The sequence below is a fragment of the Azospirillum sp. A1-3 genome (assembly GCF_023806445.1).
Lineage (GTDB): Bacteria > Pseudomonadota > Alphaproteobacteria > Azospirillales > Azospirillaceae > Azospirillum.
Genome location: NZ_JAMSLU010000002.1, coordinates 649421 through 666035 on the forward strand (window position 1 = coordinate 649421; position 16615 = coordinate 666035).

Genomic DNA, 16615 nt, shown 5'->3' on the forward strand with positions numbered 1-16615 from the left:
AAACCTCCTGTTCTCGCTGACCGGGTCACAGCCCGTAATGGTTGGTGACCGGCAGACGCCAGCCCGGCCCGTAGGTCCGTTCGGTGACGACGACGCCCGGAGGGCTCTGGTCGCGCTTGTACTGCGCACGCGCCGTCACGCGGGCGATGCGCTCGGCATAGGCGGTGGAAATCGGCTGGGCGACGGCGGCGCTCGCCAGTTCGGCGGCGCGGTCCGCCCCGTTCAGACCCTCGACCATGGTGGCAAGCACCGCGTCCAGATGCTCGTAGGCGCCCAGCGCCTGCTCGTCGGTCTGCCCCTCGCGCAGTTCGGCGCTCGGCGGTTTGGCGATGATGCGGTCCGGCATCACGGCCCCTTGTGGGCCGAGCAGGCCTTCGGCGCGGTGCGTGTTGCGCCAACGTGCCAGACGGAAGACGACCGTCTTGTAGACGTCCTTCAGCACCGAATAGCCGCCGCACATGTCGCCGTAGAGGGTCGCATAGCCCACACTCATCTCGCTCTTGTTGCCGGTGCTCAGCACCATCAGCCCAAGCCGGTTGGACAGGGCCATCAGGGTCATGCCGCGCGCCCGCGCCTGGACATTCTCCAACGTGGTGTCCGCCGCCGGCACCGGCAGGTCATTGAAGACTGGAGCGAGCATGTCGTCGAAGGCGGCCATCGCCGGCGCGATCGGCACGGTCAGCATGCCGGTGCCGAGCAGGGTGGCGGCCCGTTCGGCATCCTCCATGCTCTCCGCCGAGGTGTAGGGCGACGGCATGCGCACCGGCAGCACGCGCCCGGCCCCCAGCGCGTCTACCGCGACGGCGGCCGACAAGGCGCTGTCGATGCCGCCCGACATGCCGAGCACCACACCGGGAAAGCCGTTCTTGTTCACATAGTCGCGCAAGCCCAGCACAAGCGCCTGATACATGGCCTCGGTCTCGTCGGGGTAACTGTTCGGCAGCATACCGAGCAGGTCGCCGCGCCGCAGGTCCACCCCTCCGTTCTCGCCGCGCTCTAGCGTGATATCGAAATCGCATTCCCGGAAGCTGGTTTGGGCGATCACGAGCCCGGCCCGGTCCATCACATAGCTTCCCCCATCGAACACCAGGCTGTCTTGTCCGCCGATCTGATTGACGTAGAGGACGGCCAAGCCGGTGGCCTTGACCGTGCGCCGGCCGATGGCGAGCCGCACCGCCTGCTTTCCGGTCCTGAAATGCGAGCCGTTCGGTACGATCAGCACCTCTGCCCCTTCGGCCGCCAGGAGCTGGGCAACCTTGCCGTGCCAGAAATCCTCACAGATGGCGATGCCTAGGCGGAAGCCGCGGAAATCGATGGGCGAGGGCAGCGGACCGCGGGCGAAGACCCGCTTCTCGTCATAGACCTCGTCGTTTGGAAGCGTGTGCTTGAGCACGATCTTCATCGAACCGTCGGTCTCGATGAGAAAGGCTGCGTTGTAGGGCAGGGCAGCGCCGTCGAGCGGACCGCCGACCAGCACCGCCGGTCCGCCGTCGCCCCGCATTTCACCGGCCAGCGCATCGAGCGCCGTGCGGAAATCGCGCCGAAAGCCCGGACGCAGCACCAGATCCTGAAGCGGATAGCCGGTGCCGAAACATTCGCTGAACACCAGCAGGTCGGCCTTGCCGCGGTACTGCTCGCGGCGGCGGCGGATGATGGCGAAGTTATCCTGGAGGGCGCCGACCGTGGGGTTGGCCTGGACGCAGACGATGCGCAGAGTGGTGGACGGAGTGGTTGACATGGCAAAGCTCCTTTGCCGAATGCCGCCGGTCTGTCCGGCGGGCTTGGTCGTCATGCTGGATTGCAGCGCCGGATGGACACCGCATTCAGTTGTTGGACAACGCGATCAGTGTTTGGATGATATGGAAGTGATCCTCGAACATCTGTTCGGGATCGATTTCCGCGATCGGCATCCAGCGGGCCGATTTGGCGTCGTCACCGCCACGCACCTTGGGAAAGCCTTCGTCGGTGGGCTTGAGCTGGATGAGGAAGGCTTGAGTCACCGTGCGCCCGCGTGTCGAGCGGTAGGGGTGATCGAAGATCTGGCTGGCGCGGATTCCGCCCTCCAGAAATCCCGCTGGAATTTTGAGCTTCGTCTCCTCCCGCAACTCGCGGATCATGGCGTCCTTGATCCGTTCATGCTGGCCGACGAAGCCTCCGGGTAGTGCCAGCAAACCGCGTCCCGGCAGGCCCCGGCGTTCGACCAGCAGGACGTGACCGGACAAAATCACCACAGCATCGGCGGTCAGAAAGGTCGGAGGGTAAGGTGCGTTGGCCCAGCCTGCCTTATATTTGGCGATATAGGCGCTTTCCTCGGCCAGCCGCTTGTACTCGTCGGTACGCGCGAACTCCGCCATGAAGGCGGTGACATTCGCGGGCAATGCCTCTTTCCATGCCTCCAGCGCCGCCGCTGCGTCGGCGAAATAGGCGTCGCGGATGGGCGTGGCCGAAATCCCCCGGCAGTTCATGCATTCTACGGCGCCCCATTGCGGGAACATGCGCAGATAGTAGCTGCTGTGGTCCTTCGAATGACCGATCAGCCCAACCTTGGGGGGCGAGCCGTCGGCAGGCCGGTGATGCTGCACGACGACACCATGCACCGCGGCCTGGACATCGCGGATCCATTCCAAGTCGTTGTAGCGGTCGATGAGGGGAAGCACCGTGATGCGCTCGCGCTCTTCCGGTGTTAAGGCACCGGCTATGTAGGAGCGCACCTCTTCGAAGCGGAAGGGATTCCGGTGGCTGCGCGCCTGACGCGACGATCCGACCAGAACGATCAGATGGCGCCCCAGCGACAAAGCCCGCTGCATGACGGTGAGATGGCCGAGATGGAACGGGCGGAAGCGGCCGACGAAGACCAAAAAATCGTATGCCAAGGCGCTTTCGGCTCTGGTCGCCGGGGCACTTTGGGCACCGGGAACCGCGGTCTTTCTCGGCAACGACAGGGGGCCGGACTCGCGTCCGGTGCTGTTGGTAGAAACCATGCTCAGCAAGCTCCTTGCTGAAAGAACGCCGCAGTCTATCTGCGGCGCAAGAACGATACGGTCATGGCGGAGGTTTCTCAAGACCCTCGTGCATGCCCTTTCGGAGCAATGCGTTCGGCAGAGTGCGGCGGCAGATAGTGAACGGGGGCGGGATTCCCGGAGCCCCCGATTTTTCAGAGATGACGTCATCACGAAAAGCGGCACCGCCCAAATCATTGCGGGCGAACACGGCCACCTTGGCACCTTCGATCAAGCCGCCTTGCGCGAATCGTCACGGTGATCCGCATCGGCAGACGGCTGTCCGGCCAGCGTATCGGCGAAGCCGTGGTTTACGTCGCGGTGGTTGGCCTCGTCATTGCGGACTGCGAGCACGACATCGCGCAGGGTCGCGGTTTCGGGAAGCTGCCAGTAATCGATGGCAAGGCGCGGGGCCGGTGGGTTCGCATGACGGCCGGCATCGATTTCAGCGAGGTAGCCGGTGTAGCTGATGACTGCTTCCTCTTCGAAATAGCCGACCACACGGTGGGCCGTCTGCGGCGAGATCAGGTACAGCAGGAAGAAAGCGTTGTAGAAGGCACCCTGGGTCAGCAGGATCAGGACGCGTTCCAGCCAGTTCGGCTTCGCCACCTCGATGAAGGTCATCAGGTGCATGCGTTCATTCTCGGCCTCGTCGAGCAGGGTGTGAATCCAGCCCTGGTCATGCTGCATGCGGCGCAGGCAGCGCAGATGCTGCAACGTCGCGCCGACCATGCCGGGAACCGCCGCCACTGTTTCCAGCACAATGGCGCGATGTCCATAGCGCTTGGCGAAGAAGGTGTCGGCCAGCAGGCGCAGCGCCTTGGTAAAGCCCAGCGCGATGCGGTCGCTGACGTTGCGCGGCGTGTGATGCGTGGTGAGGATGAAGGCAGTCATGATCTGAGCTCCTCGGCTCCTGTGCGCCGGTACGCTCTGTCGGCGGTTGTCGACGGCGTCCACAGCGTGACGTGTCAGGTGCATCAAGCGTGTCGCCGTTGGCGCCGGCCGCTTGATGTCGTGGACATAATATGCTCAAAAAATATATCTTTAAGAGCGGACAGATTGTCGCACTTGGCGTCGGGAGTTGGATGGATGTCCAGAAAGCGCGGTTGAATGGGGCGAAGTGCTGCAGCCGTCAGTGAGGCTTGTGAGCAGGTCGCACGGCAACGTGATGGCCGGCGATATAAATCATTCATAGCTGATGAATGTTATTGTCGTTATCTCAGTCCCGATGCCGCATCCAAGCTCAATGTCCGATGCTCTGCGTCCCGCCTGGGGGAGGACGGACGATTCATTTGGATCGCGACGTGCGTGTCGAGGTCCGGGCATTGAACCGGTCCTGCATCCAGTGTGCGATTTTGTCGGAGAATTCCGGCGGGGCCTTTCGGCCGAATGTACTGGCGACACTGGCAAGTGTCTCCTTGGCCAATTCCGCCCGCATCGCCTTTTCCGCGCGCAGCATCACCGCATGCACCGCACAGACACCGGATGTCGCCCAGGAGGGCGGTCGCTCCCCGAACACCGCGCAGCGACCGCGGATTTCCTGGCAATCGAAAAGCGGCTTGTCGCCCTCGATCGCATCGACGATGTCCAGAAAAGTGATGTCCTCCGGAGCTTTGGCCAGCCGATAGCCGCCGCGCACGCCTTCGCTGGCCATCACGAGTCCGGCCTTTTCAAGCTTCGGGAAGATCTTGGCAAGAAAAGACGGTGAAATGCCCTGCAGTTCGGCCAGGTCACGGCTGCTCAATGGCTGGTTGCCTGATGAGACCAGCCAGAGAAGACAGTGAATGCTATACTCGACGCTGACGGTGAGATGTGCCATGGCCGGTTCCGATGGAAAACAGAGGAACAGGGACATTAATAATCCGCGTTTCAAAGCGCAAGCTATCCCTGTTCCGCAACTTCCCCGTCACTTCCTGTCCGGCGTGGTCAGCTCCGTATCGGCGGTGTCCACCACGAAGACCGCAAGGAGCTTCGCCGGCTTGGTGTCGCTTGCGTTGGCGCTGACCCCATGATGGTCGCCCGGCAGTTCGGTAAAGTTCTCGCCCACCCGATAGGTTTTGGCCGGGCCGTCATTGACCTTGCTGCGGATCGCCCCTTCCAACACGGTGGCGTAGATGAGTGCCGACTTCGCATGGGTATGGGCTGGCGAATAGCCGCCCGGACCATATTCGACCAGCACGCCCTTGACGCTCTTGCCGGGCACGTCGGGCAGTGCGTGTTCGTAAACCAAAGTCACCTTGGCATTTTTCGACTGGGGGGTATCGGCCAGGGCCGTGGCGAACGGCAGGGTCGCGAACAAGAGGGGGGCGATAAAGCGCTTCATGGGTCTGCTCCTTCAGAAATCGACGGTTTTGATTGGACGCCGGGTCACGAGGCCCCGGGGGCGGAAAGTCGATCAGGAGCCGGCCTTGGACCGTTCGAGCCAGTCGGTCAGGCCGATCCGACCGAGGCGGGCCGGGCCGGTGGGGACCAGGGAAAACTCGGTGACGCTGCCGCCGAAATAGCGGGCTGCCGGATCGCCGACGGCGCTGCGGCGGTCGCCCACGGCCTTGAGATAATGGCCGACGATGTCGGCGAAGGGACCGCGGTCCGGACCGGCGATGTCGATGCGTCCGTTGAGCGGCTGCGCCAGGGCGGTCTCGGCCAGGATGGCGGCCACATCGTCCGCTGCAATCGGCTGGAACTGCACTGGCGCCAGCCGCACCGTGTCGCCATCGGCATGGCCGTCGGCGATGCCGGCGAGGAATTCCAGGAACTGGGTGGCGCGGACGATGGTGTAGGGAATGCCGGACTGCGCGATCAGCCGTTCCTGTTCCATCTTGGCACGGAAATAGCCGAGGTCGGCGACGCTGTCGGTGCCGACGATCGACAGGGCGACATGGTGGCGGACACCAGCCTTCGCCTCGGCCGCGGCCAGATTGCCGCCGGAGGTCCGGAAGAAATCGGTCACGACCGTTTCATCGAAGGACGGGGCATTGGACACGTCGACGACGACCGCAGCGCCGGCCAGTGCCTCGTCCAATCCCTCGCCGGTGATGGTGTTCACGCCCTTGCTGGGCGAGGCGGCCACGACCTCATGGCCGCTGGCGCTCAGGATGGCGACAAGCTTGGAACCGATCAGCCCCGTTCCACCGATGACGACGATTTTCATGAGTCCCTCTCCTGTCCGACGGGCGTCCGGTGCCCGATTGAAAAGCCGGAAATGGCGGCGGCGGGCGTTCGAACCTTGCGGATCACCGCGATCCGGCTGCCCATCCAATAACGCAGACAGTATCAGTCCGCGTTTTGTCGCGCAAGTAGGAAACGGAGATTATTCTTGTCTGCGTTTGGCGACCGCGTGACGAAGCCGCCGGTGGGACCGTTCAGTCCTGGTGCGGTGGCAATCCGTCGGGTCCGGCTCCCGACCGCGTAGAGGAGGGGTCGAAGGGGTTCAGCCATTCGCGATGCCGGGCGAAATGTACGGCCAGCAGGTCGATGAAGGCTCTCACCTTGGTGGACAAGTGATCGCGGTGCGGATAGATGGCGTTGATGGCGAACTCCACCGGCCGGTGGTCCGGCAGCAGCCGGCAAAGGGCTCCGCTGCGCAAAGCGTCCAGTACGATAAAGCTGGGCAGCAGCAGCAAACCCTCGCCGCTCAATGCGACCAGCAGCAGGGTTTCCGCGCTGTTGGTCACCAGATTGCCCGACACCCGTACCGACAGGTCCGACTGGTCCGGGCCGGTGAAACGCCACTCATTGCCGAATGGGTAATGGCTGTAGCGCAGGCAATTGTGGTTCGCCAGATCCTCCAGGTTTTGGGGAATGCCGTGCCTTTCCAGATAGGCCGGCGCCGCGCACAGCACATGCCGCCAGGGCGTCAGCCGCCGGCAGATCAGGCTGGTGTTCTGCGGCTGCAACGGGTGCACCGCCAGGTCGAACCCTTCGTCCACGATGTCAACCGAAGCCTCGCCGATGGTCAACTCCACCGAAATCGCCGGGTAGCGCGCGACGAAATCGCCGATCACCGGTGCGATGAAGCGGGCGAGGTGTGTGCCGATGTGCAGGCGCAGGGTGCCCCGTGGCGTCGCGGTCAGCGCCACGGCCAACTCGTCGGCGGCCTCCAGCTCGGCGAGGATGGTGACGCAGCGGTCATAATACGCCCGACCGGCATCGGTCAGGCTGACACGCCGCGTGGTCCGATTCAGCAGGCGGACCGCCAGCCGGTCCTCCAGCGCCTGGACATGGTTGCTCACCATGGTGACGGACAGGTTCAGCCGCCGAGCCGCCGCGGAAAAGCCCCCGCACTCCACCACCCGCACAAAGGCCGTCAGGCTCGTCAGCCGGTCCATGCGCACCCCCGCCGCCTTGGTTCGCCGCGATTATCAACTCACGCCGGATAATCTTTCCAGCCTTTCCCAAATTCTCAACCGGCATCCCCGCACCCATCCTGACATCGCGGTCCGGGACGACCACGGCTCCCGGCAATCCCTCGGAAAAGGATCGGTGCCATGGTTGAACTCACTCACGGCAAAGAGGCCGGAGCGGCGCCTGCCGCGCTCGGCACGCGCAAGGCGCTGAAGCGCATGGCGCTCGCACTGGCTCTCCTCGGCGTCGTCGCCGCGTCGGGCAACGCCGGCTATCGCTACTGGACGGTCGGGCGGCATCTGGAAAGCACCGACGACGCCTATGTCAAAGCCGATCATACAGTGATCGCGCCCAAGGTGTCCGGCTATGTCGCCGAAGTGCTGGTGCAGGACAACCAGAGTGTTGTTGCCGGCCAGCCGTTGGCGCGGATCGACGACCGCGATTTTCGCGTGGCGCTGGATCAGGCACGGGCGGAGTTGGAGACGACGGAGGCGGCGATCCGCAACCTGGACGCCCAGATTGTGCTGCAGCGGTCGCTGATCGAGCAGGAGAAGGCCGACGTGGCGGCGAGCGAAGTCGCCCTCGCTTTTGCGCAGAAGGAAAACGCACGCTACAGCAACCTGATGCGGACCGGCTACGGCACGACCCAGCGGGCGCAGCAGTCGGAATCGACCCTGGGGCAAGCGCAAGCCAAGGTGAACGGCGACCGTGCCGCTCTGGCTGCCGCCGAAAACAAGATCGCGGTTCTGGTCACCGAGCGCGGCAAGGCGGTGGCCCAGCGCGACCGCAGCCACAGCACGCTGGAGCAGGCGCGGCTGAACCTGTCCTACACGGTCATCGCCGCCCCAATCTCCGGTACGGTGGGTGCCCGCTCGCTGCGGGTCGGGCAGTATGTGCAGACCGGCACGCAGCTGATGGCCGTGGTGCCGCTGCAGGCGGTCTATGTCGTCGCGAACTTCAAGGAAACCCAGCTGACCCATGTCCATGCCGGTCAGCCGGTGGAGATCGCGGTGGACGGCTTCCCCGGCATCGAGCTGAAGGGCCATGTCGACAGCTTGTCCCCGGCCAGCGGTCTGGAGTTCGCCCTTCTGCCGCCGGACAACGCCACCGGGAACTTCACCAAGATCGTGCAGCGCATCCCCGTGAGGATCGTCCTGGATCCGGGGCCCCTGTCAGGCCTGCTGCGCCCCGGCATGTCGGTCGAGCCGACCATTGACACCCGCGAAACGGCGACGCCGGCAAGCTGACCTCCCTCTGGGCAAAGGATCAAGACCATGGCGACTCTTGCCGCACCCGGCCCAATCGGTGCCGCCACCACCCGGAACTGGCTCGCCGTGACTGGCTCGACGCTGGGCGCGTTCATGGCGGTGCTTAACATCCAGATCGTCAACGCCTCGCTCGCCGACATCCAGGGCGCCATCGGCGCCGGCATCGACGACGGCGGCTGGATCTCCACCGCCTATCTGGTGGCCGAGATCATCGTGATCCCGTTGAGCGGCTGGCTGGCCCAGGTCTTCTCCATCCGCCGCTATCTGCTGACCAACGCGGTGCTGTTTCTCGTCTTCTCCGTCCTCTGCGCCTTTGCCGCGAACCTGGAGCAGATGATCATCCTGCGCGCGATCCAGGGCTTCAGCGGCGGCGTGCTGATCCCGATGGCCTTCACCATCATCATCACGCTTCTGCCCAAGGCGCAGCAGTCGATCGGGCTCGCCCTGTTCGCCCTGTCGGCGACCTTCGCCCCGGCGATCGGGCCGACCATCGGCGGCTATCTGACAGAGAACTGGGGCTGGCAGTACATCTTCTACGTCAATCTGGTCCCCGGCGCCGTGATGGTCGGCCTGCTGGCCTTCTCGCTGGACCCCGCGCCCATGAAGCTCGGCCTGCTGAAGACGGGCGACTGGCCGGGGATCGTCACGATGGCGGTGGGGCTCGGCACGTTGCAGACGGTGCTGGAGGAGGGCAACAAGGAGGACTGGTTCGGTTCGCCCTTCATTCTGCGGCTGAGTGTCGTGGCGGCGGTCTCGCTGGGGCTGTTCCTGTGGATCGAGCTGCGCAGCGCCCGGCCGCTGCTGAACCTGCGGCTGCTGGTGCGGCGCAACTTCGGGTTCGGCATCGTTGCGAACTTCATGCTGGGCGTGGCGCTCTACGGGTCCGTCTTCGTCCTGCCCGTCTATCTGTCGCGCATCCAGGGTTACAACGCCGAACAGATCGGCAGTGTACTGGCCTGGACCGGGCTGCCGCAGCTTTTGCTGATCCCGCTGGTTCCGCGCCTGATGAAGCGGTTCGATGCGCGGCTGCTGATCGCCGTGGGTTTCGCACTCTTCGCCGGCAGCGCCTTCATGAACATCGCCATGACCACGTCCTACGCCGCAGACCAACTGCTGGTGCCGAACATCGTGCGCGCCGTCGGGCAGGCGCTGGTCTTCGCGCCGCTGTCAGCGGTGGCGACCGCCGGCATCGAGAAGGAGAACGCAGGCTCGGCCTCCGGCCTGTTCAACATGATGCGGAACCTGGGAGGCGCCGTCGGCATCGCCTTGCTGCAGACCTTCCTGACGAAGCGGGAACAGTTCCATTCCAACATCCTGTCGCATGCGGTTTCGCTGTTCGAGCCGGCGACCGTCGCCCGCATCGAGCAGTTGACCCGGTACTTCCAGTCGCATGGCATCACCGATCCGCTCGACGCCGGGCGCCGCGCCTATGTCGCCATCGGTGCGGTCGTGCGCAAACAGGCCTTCGTCATGGCGTTCAGTGATGCATTTTTCCTGCTGGGCACCGCCCTGCTGGTCGCTCTGCTCGCGACCCTGCTGCTGAAGAAGCCCGACCATCTGGGCGGGGGCGGCGCCCATTGAACCACGGCTTCTGCCGGCGTTCCGTCCTGACGGACGGGGACGGTCGATTGCGGGATTTAAGAGGCACGGCTATATTGATGTAGAATTGATACAGGTTTGGTCAGCGATGCGCTTGTCGAGCTATACGGATTATGCGCTGCGCCTGCTCATGTACCTCGCTGTGCGGCAGGAGGGGTTGCCGACCATCAGCGAGGTTGCGCGGGTGTATGGCATTTCGAAAAACCACCTGATGAAGGTGGCGAATGATCTTGGGCGTGGCGGCTATATCGAAACCGTGAGGGGACGGAACGGCGGGCTGCGCCTCGGCCGTCCGGCCGAGCAGATCCGGATCGGCGACGTCGTCCGCTACACCGAAGAGGACATGGCCATCGTCGACTGCATGGGCGCGCTTCAGGACCCGCCCCTCTGTCGACTGAGTCCGGCCTGCAACCTGCGCAGTGCTCTGCATGAAGCGTTGCAGGCCTTCCTGGCTGTCCTTGACGACTATAGCTTGGCCGACATCGTCCGCCATCGCCGCAGCATGGCATCCATGCTTGGCCTGCCGCAGCCCCCTGTCCTCCATACCCTCGGGCAGGGGGCCGCAGAGCAAGGTTCGTGACCGTGAGGTGGCTTCGGCCTGCCGATCATGCGGCGTCTCTCGGGTCACCCCATGGGCGACCGCATTATCGACACGGAACCGGAAGGCCCATGCCACTTCTGCGGTCAAGTCCTGGTCAGGCTTTGCCGATGTCCAACACCGCCTGGGCGAAGGCCTTTGGCGCCTCCTGCGGCAGGTTGTGGCCGATACCGCCGGTGATCAACCGATGCTCGTATCGACCGGTGAACTTCGCACGGTACATGTCCGGTGAAGGGTGCGGCGCGCCGTTGGCGTCGCCTTCCATGGTGATCGTCGGAACCTTGATGGTCGGGAACGCCGCCAGCGCCCGTTCAAGCGCGTCATATTGCGCCTCCCCCTCCGCAAGGCCGAGTCGCCAGCGGTAGTTGTGGATGCTGATGTCGACATGGTCGGGATTGTCGAGGGAAGCCGCGGAGCGTTCGAAAGTGGCGTCGTCCAAGGCCCAGTTCGGGGAGGCCAGTTGCCAGATGAGCCGGGCGAAGTCATGCGTATACTTCACATAACCGGCGCGGCCGCGGTCGGTGGCGAAGTAATACTGATACCACCATTGCAGCTCCGCCTTGGGAGGCAGCGGCGCCCGGTTGAGGTCCTGGCTGCCGATCAGATAGCCGCTGACCGATACCATGGCCTTGCAGCGCTCCGGCCAGAGTGCCGCCATGATGTTCGCCGTCCGTGCGCCCCAATCGTAGCCGGCGAGGATCGCGGTCTGAATCTTCAGCGCGTCCATCAGAGCGATCATGTCGGCAGCAATGGCCGCCTGCTGGCCGTTGCGTGGCGTTGCGGCGGACAGGAAGCGCGTCGTGCCGTAGCCGCGCAGGTGGGGGATGATGACGCGGTAGCCGGTCGCCGCCAGGATGGGGGCCACCTCCACATAGCTGTGGATGTCATAGGGCCAGCCGTGCAGGAGGAGGGCCACCGGCCCGTCGGCGGGGCCATCCTCGGCATAGCCGATGTTGAGCGATCCGGCATCGATCTGTTTCAGCGATTTGAAGCCGGTGGGCGAGGAAGAGCCCGCCGCTGGCCGGGCCGCAGCGGCTTCCGCCGCCTGCGCCCACCCCATTCCCAACCCGAGGCCGGCCGCCGCGGCTGCAAGGGTCGCCGTGCCGATGAAGTGGCGGCGTCCATAATCGACCGGGGCTGTGCCGGTGGTCTCCGTCTCCAGTTTCCGTACCATCTATCTCTCCCGAGATGCGTTCATCCGTGGCCGCAACATGAGATGCCGATGTATCCCGCGCATGTCCGGCCATGGGGCTTGGTGAAAGCGTCTGTACCATTCGGCCCATCGGACACAGTGGGATACAAAGTTCCGATGGAGGTGATCGTCCCGACCCTGTCCCGGATCGGTCATGCCGGCGGAGGCTATGGGGCGTCGCCTTCCGCTGAGCCGAGGCTCAACCGCCGGCCGATGCCGATGTTGGTCATGAACGTCTCGTCATGGCTGACCAGCAGGATGGCGCCGTCATAGGATCTCAGCCCGGCCTCCATGGCTTCGATCGAGTCGACGTCCAGGTGGTTGGTCGGCTCGTCCAGGATCAGCAGCGCCGGTGGCCGCGGGCCGCCCAGCGTGCAGGCGAGGCCGGCGCGCAGCATCTGCCCGCCGCTCAGCGTTCCCACCAGTTGCAGGGCCGCGTCCGCCCGGAACAGGAAGCGGGCGAGTGCCGCCCGGCAGGCATTGTCGGTGGCGCCGGGATTGAGGCGCTTGAAATTGTCGAGGATCGACGCGGCGGGATCGAGGATGCCGACGCGCTGGTCGAGCATGGCGAAGTCGACGGCGACCGACACCGTCCCCCGCATCGGCGCGATCCCGCCGGCGATCAGCGTCACCAGCGTCGTCTTGCCCGATCCGTTCGGCCCGACGATGGCGACCCGTTCCGGCCCCTCCATGGTGAAGGACAGATCGTGGATGATCGGATGGTCCGGGTCATGGCCGGCGGTGACCCCGTCCAGCCGCAGGACGGTTTTATTGGCCGGGAGCCCGGTGGGTGGAAGGGCCACTGAGAGGTCCTGCAGGATCTCGATTCGGGACCGTGCCGATGCGAGCGCTCCCTCGGCCTCCGCCCGCTGGCGGTCGGCCAGTTTGGCGCCGGCACCCCGGCTGGCCTCGGCATTGCTCTTGCGCGCGCCCAGCAGGAGGCGGGGCATGTCGCCTTGCGCCGCCTTCCGTGACCCGGCCGCATCACGCCGGTCCTGCCGCTCCGCCGCGCGTTGCGCTTTGCGCCGGACCTCGGTCGCCTGCTTTTCCGCGTGGGCCAGATCCTGTTGAGCGGCTTCCAGTTCCGTCGCCTTGCGCTCGCGATAGCGCGTCCAGTTGCCGCCGTATCGGGTGGCACCCAGCGAGGTCAGTTCGACGATGGCGTCCATCCGGTCGAGAAGCTCGCGATCATGGCTGACGACGATCGCTCCAGCCCGCCAGCCGGCGAGGAGGGCGATCACCGCCTCGCGGCCGGAGCGATCGAGGTTGTTGGTCGGCTCGTCGAGCAGCAGGAAATCCGGTGCGGCGAAGATTGCCGCGGCAAGGCTGGCGCGCGTCCGCTGGCCGCCGGAGAGTTCCGTCAGCCGGGACTCGGGAGCGGCATCGAGCCCGACGCGGGCCAGGGCGGCGGTGATGCGCTCCGCCAGCGTCCAATCGGCGTCCGCCAGTTCCTCCACGCTTGCTGTCCCAGCCTCGGCGCGGCGCAGGAGGGCGAGCTCCCCGGCCACGCCGAACAGATCGGCCACCGTTTCCCGCTCGCTGGGTCGGACCGCCTGTTTCAGCAGGCCGAGCGTGCCGGTGACCCGGACGGTGCCGGTGAGTGGCTGACGTTCTCCGGTGATGAGTTTCAACAGGGTCGATTTGCCGACGCCGTTCCGCCCGACGAGGCCTGTGCGCTCTTGTGCAAAATTCAGGTCGACACCGGTCAGGACGCTTTGGCCGTCGGGCGTGGCCCAACCGATCCGGGATATGGAGATTGATGCCATGCGTCGCCCCTTGTTGGAGTCAGAATATCAGCACGCAATCGTGCTGATACCAGATGGCGATGGAAAACGCAACGGACCTGTGCTGTTTTGCTGGCCGATGGAGAGCTGAAGGGATGTGAACGTGGACACCGGCGGACGCAAGCCAGGAGGACGGCCGACCAGGGATCAGGCCGCGGCCATCGATGCGCGCATCCTCGATGGCGCCAGGGCCGTCTTCTGCCGCAAGGGCGTCGCCAACAGCGGTCTGGAAGAGATTGCGGCCGAACTCGGTGTGTCCAAGCACACGCTTTATCGCCGTTACCCCAACAAAGCCGCCCTCCTTGAAGCGGTGGTCGGGCGTGACGTCGGGCGGTTCCGCGACGCGCTGCTGTCCGCCGCCGATGACAAGGAGGGAAAGGGGGCGCTCGACGCGTTGCACCGCGCCGCGTTCCGTTATGTCGAGATCGGGTCGTCGCGCGACTACGCCGCCTTCTACCTCTCCGTCAGCGCCGAGGCTGCGATCTCGGCGGTTCTCCGGGAGCGGCTGGCGAGCTGGTCGCGTGATGCCTTGGAACCGCTGGTCGGATGCGTCGCCGCCGCCCAAGGCGCGGGCGAACTGCGACCGGGCGATCCGGCTTCGGTCTGCGGGATCCTGGTCGACCTGCTGGAGGGCGTCAACAACCGGCTGCGGCTCGGCGATGACAGGGGGGGGAACGTGCCGTCCCTCTTGCGGCTGTTCGAGGAGCGCTGGGCGGTCTTCGCCACTGCGTTCGGAAACGGTTAGCCCCCCGTCAGCCAAGCGTCACCTCGGCACAGAGGCCGCCGGTGCGCCGGTTCCGCAGCGTCAGCGACCCGCAAATCGCCAGCGCCAGCTGGTGGGCGATGGCCAGACCCAGTCCGGTTCCTCCGGAATCGCGGTTGCGGGACTGTTCAAGCCGGTAGAAGGGCTGGAGGACGGCGGTGAGCTGATGCTCCGGAATGCCGGGACCGGTGTCGCGGACGGCGACGCCGATCCGGCCGGTGCTGTCCCGGGTCACCGTGATCTCGGCTTCTCCGGCGAATTTCAAGGCATTGTCGATCAGGTTGGTCAGAATGCGGCGCAGCGCGTGCGGTCGGGTGGTCAAGACCGCGCCGGAGAGCTCGCGGACGGTCACCGGCTTGCCCATGTCCTGATAGTCGAAGGCGAGGCTTTCGACGAAGGACCCGACATCGATGCGGGCCGGCGTCTCGACATCGCCATGGGCGCTGCGCGCATAGGCCACCCCTTCGCGCACCAGCCGTTCGATCTGCGACAAATCCCGGAGCAGCCGCTCCTTCTCCGGGCTGTCCTCCGCCATCTCGACCCGCAGCGTCATGCGGGTGATCGGCGTCTGGAGGTCGTGGGAGATGGCGGCGAGGATCCGCACGCGCTCCTCCATGTAATGGGCGATCCTGTCCCGCATGGCGTTGAAGGCGGTCGCGGCATGGGCGACTTCGCTTGGGCCGTCCTCCTCCAGCCGCGCCGACTTGCCGCCGGGATCGAGCGTCTCGGCAGCCTTGGCGAAGCGCGCCAGCGGCCGGATCGCCTGCCGCACGGCAAGCCAGGTGCAGAGGACCAGCAGCACGAGCTGGGCAGTCAGCAGGAGGGGGAGCCAGGCGGCGAGCGGCATGAGCGCCGGTGTCACGTCGATTGTCACCGGCGAGCCGTCGCGAAGCGTGACATGGGCCTGGAGATGCGGGCGGTCGCCCGGAATGGTCTCGACCACCACCGGGAAGCCGGAACCGGCACCGCCGTTGATGGCGCGGGCGATCTCCACGCCGCGGCTGCCAAGGTCCGGCACACCCGGCAGGCCGCGACCAAGTTCGTACCGGTAGGTGCGCCGCTCCAGCACCGCCAGCCAACGGCCGCGCTCCTCCGGCGGCAGGCGGTCGAGCAGGGCGACCGAGGTCGCCACATCCTGCTCCAGCGTGCCGAGCATCATCGCCTTGGCGGCATTGGCGCGCTCCAGGACCAGCGCGCCGAAGGACAATCCATGCGCCAGGACAAGCCCGGTCAGGAGGATGAGGAACAGCCGCCAGCGCAAGGTGCGCGGCGGATGCAGGACGCGATGGAGCCGGCGGATTGCGCCCGTCATGACCGTGCCCTCATGATCTCCACCGGCATCGCCAGAACATAGCCTTCGTTGCGCACCGTCTTGATGTGGCTGGGCTCGCGCGCGTCGTCGCGCAGCCGCTGCCGGAGCCGGCTGACCAGCAGGTCGACCGACCGTTCGAACAGCTCCGCCTCGCGCCCCTGCGTCAGGTTGAGGAGCTGGTCGCGCGAAAGGACCCGTTGCGGGTGGTCGAGGAAGACGCGCAGCAGCCGGTACTCCGCGCCGCTCAGCGCGACGGCCGTGCCGTCCTGGTCGAGCAGGTGGCGGGCGACGGTGTCGAGTCGCCAAGTGCCGAAGCCCAACAGCTGTCCGGCCTCGCTGATCTGGAGGTTGGGCGGCAGCATGCGCGCCCGGCGCAGGATCGCCTTGATGCGGGCCAGCAGCTCGCGTGCGGCGAACGGCTTCGCCAGATAGTCGTCGGCCCCCATCTCCAGGCCGAGGACTCGGTCCATCTCGTCGTTGCGCGCGGTGAGCATCAGGACCGGCGTCGCGGCATGCCGCCCGGCGCGAAGCTCCCGGCACAGAACCAGCCCGTCGTCGCCCGGCATCATGATGTCGAGCACGATGAAATCCACCAGGTCGCGCTCCAGAAAAGAACGCATCTGCCGGCCGTCGGCGGCGAGGGTCACGCGCAGGCCGTTCCTCTTCAGATAGCCGGAAACCAGTTCCCGGATGTCGCGATCGTCGTCGACGATCAGGACGTGGTCGATGTGATCCATTCGGTCGAACCCCGCTGCT

Annotated in this window: 15 protein-coding genes; 4 read left to right on the top strand and 11 right to left on the bottom strand. The window is 65.6% G+C overall.

Annotation, left to right across the window (positions count from 1 at the left end; translation table 11 throughout):
• Window positions 1–25 precede the first annotated feature (25 nt).
• The 7 genes from M5E06_RS16350 to M5E06_RS16380 all read right to left on the bottom strand — a co-directional run bounded on the left by M5E06_RS16350 (window position 26) and on the right by M5E06_RS16380 (window position 7327).
• A complete protein-coding gene (locus tag M5E06_RS16350; protein WP_252139068.1) occupies window positions 26–1738 on the bottom strand; it encodes an NAD+ synthase in 1713 nt (570 codons plus the stop codon).
• An 85-nt stretch (window positions 1739–1823) separates the two neighbouring features.
• Window positions 1824–2981, bottom strand: a complete 1158-nt coding sequence (locus M5E06_RS16355) for a bifunctional nicotinamide-nucleotide adenylyltransferase/Nudix hydroxylase (protein ID WP_252139069.1) — start codon at window positions 2979–2981, stop codon at window positions 1824–1826.
• A 249-nt stretch (window positions 2982–3230) separates the two neighbouring features.
• Window positions 3231–3893 carry an alternative oxidase gene (locus tag M5E06_RS16360; protein ID WP_252139070.1) on the bottom strand — a complete coding sequence of 221 codons (663 nt, stop codon included), beginning with the start codon at window positions 3891–3893 and terminating at the stop codon, window positions 3231–3233.
• Window positions 3894–4287: 394 nt separating this feature from the next.
• Window positions 4288–4818 (bottom strand): RrF2 family transcriptional regulator, encoded by a 531-nt coding sequence (locus M5E06_RS16365; RefSeq protein WP_252139071.1) that lies wholly within the window; start codon window positions 4816–4818, stop codon window positions 4288–4290.
• A gap of 87 nt (window positions 4819–4905) precedes the next feature.
• On the bottom strand, window positions 4906–5322 hold the full coding sequence (locus tag M5E06_RS16370; RefSeq protein WP_109150786.1) for a cupin domain-containing protein: 417 nt from the start codon (window positions 5320–5322) through the stop codon (window positions 4906–4908).
• Window positions 5323–5394: 72 nt separating this feature from the next.
• Window positions 5395–6150: an SDR family oxidoreductase gene (locus M5E06_RS16375; protein WP_109150785.1), complete on the bottom strand. Its 756-nt coding sequence runs from the start codon at window positions 6148–6150 to the stop codon at window positions 5395–5397.
• Between the two features lie 211 nt (window positions 6151–6361).
• Complete coding sequence (locus tag M5E06_RS16380) at window positions 6362–7327, bottom strand: LysR family transcriptional regulator (RefSeq protein WP_109150784.1); 966 nt, start codon at window positions 7325–7327, stop codon at window positions 6362–6364.
• A 159-nt stretch (window positions 7328–7486) separates the two neighbouring features.
• On the opposite strand from M5E06_RS16380, the gene M5E06_RS16385 reads away from it, so the two are divergent.
• The 3 genes from M5E06_RS16385 to M5E06_RS16395 all read left to right on the top strand — a co-directional run bounded on the left by M5E06_RS16385 (window position 7487) and on the right by M5E06_RS16395 (window position 10790).
• On the top strand, window positions 7487–8590 hold the full coding sequence (locus M5E06_RS16385) for an HlyD family secretion protein (protein ID WP_252139072.1): 1104 nt from the start codon (window positions 7487–7489) through the stop codon (window positions 8588–8590).
• A gap of 27 nt (window positions 8591–8617) precedes the next feature.
• A complete protein-coding gene (locus M5E06_RS16390) occupies window positions 8618–10192 on the top strand; it encodes an MDR family MFS transporter (RefSeq protein ID WP_252139073.1) in 1575 nt (524 codons plus the stop codon).
• A gap of 106 nt (window positions 10193–10298) precedes the next feature.
• A complete protein-coding gene (locus M5E06_RS16395; RefSeq protein WP_252139074.1) occupies window positions 10299–10790 on the top strand; it encodes an Rrf2 family transcriptional regulator in 492 nt (163 codons plus the stop codon).
• Window positions 10791–10905: 115 nt separating this feature from the next.
• Here the strand turns inward: M5E06_RS16395 and M5E06_RS16400 are convergent, their stop codons facing one another.
• Window positions 10906–11982, bottom strand: coding sequence for an alpha/beta fold hydrolase (locus M5E06_RS16400; protein ID WP_252139075.1), 1077 nt, complete (start codon window positions 11980–11982; stop codon window positions 10906–10908).
• Between the two features lie 185 nt (window positions 11983–12167).
• Window positions 12168–13766 carry an ABC-F family ATP-binding cassette domain-containing protein gene (locus M5E06_RS16405; RefSeq protein WP_252139076.1) on the bottom strand — a complete coding sequence of 533 codons (1599 nt, stop codon included), beginning with the start codon at window positions 13764–13766 and terminating at the stop codon, window positions 12168–12170.
• A 115-nt stretch (window positions 13767–13881) separates the two neighbouring features.
• On the opposite strand from M5E06_RS16405, the gene M5E06_RS16410 reads away from it, so the two are divergent.
• A complete protein-coding gene (locus tag M5E06_RS16410; RefSeq protein ID WP_252139077.1) occupies window positions 13882–14529 on the top strand; it encodes a TetR/AcrR family transcriptional regulator in 648 nt (215 codons plus the stop codon).
• A 7-nt stretch (window positions 14530–14536) separates the two neighbouring features.
• On the opposite strand, the gene M5E06_RS16415 is transcribed toward M5E06_RS16410, so the two are convergent.
• The gene (locus tag M5E06_RS16415) at window positions 14537–15859 is read right to left on the bottom strand and encodes a sensor histidine kinase (protein ID WP_252139078.1); all 1323 of its coding nucleotides are present in this window, start codon (window positions 15857–15859) and stop codon (window positions 14537–14539) included.
• Complete coding sequence (locus M5E06_RS16420) at window positions 15856–16596, bottom strand: response regulator (protein WP_252139079.1); 741 nt, start codon at window positions 16594–16596, stop codon at window positions 15856–15858. The genes M5E06_RS16415 and M5E06_RS16420 overlap by 4 nt, the downstream gene beginning before the upstream one ends.
• Window positions 16597–16615 lie beyond the last annotated feature (19 nt).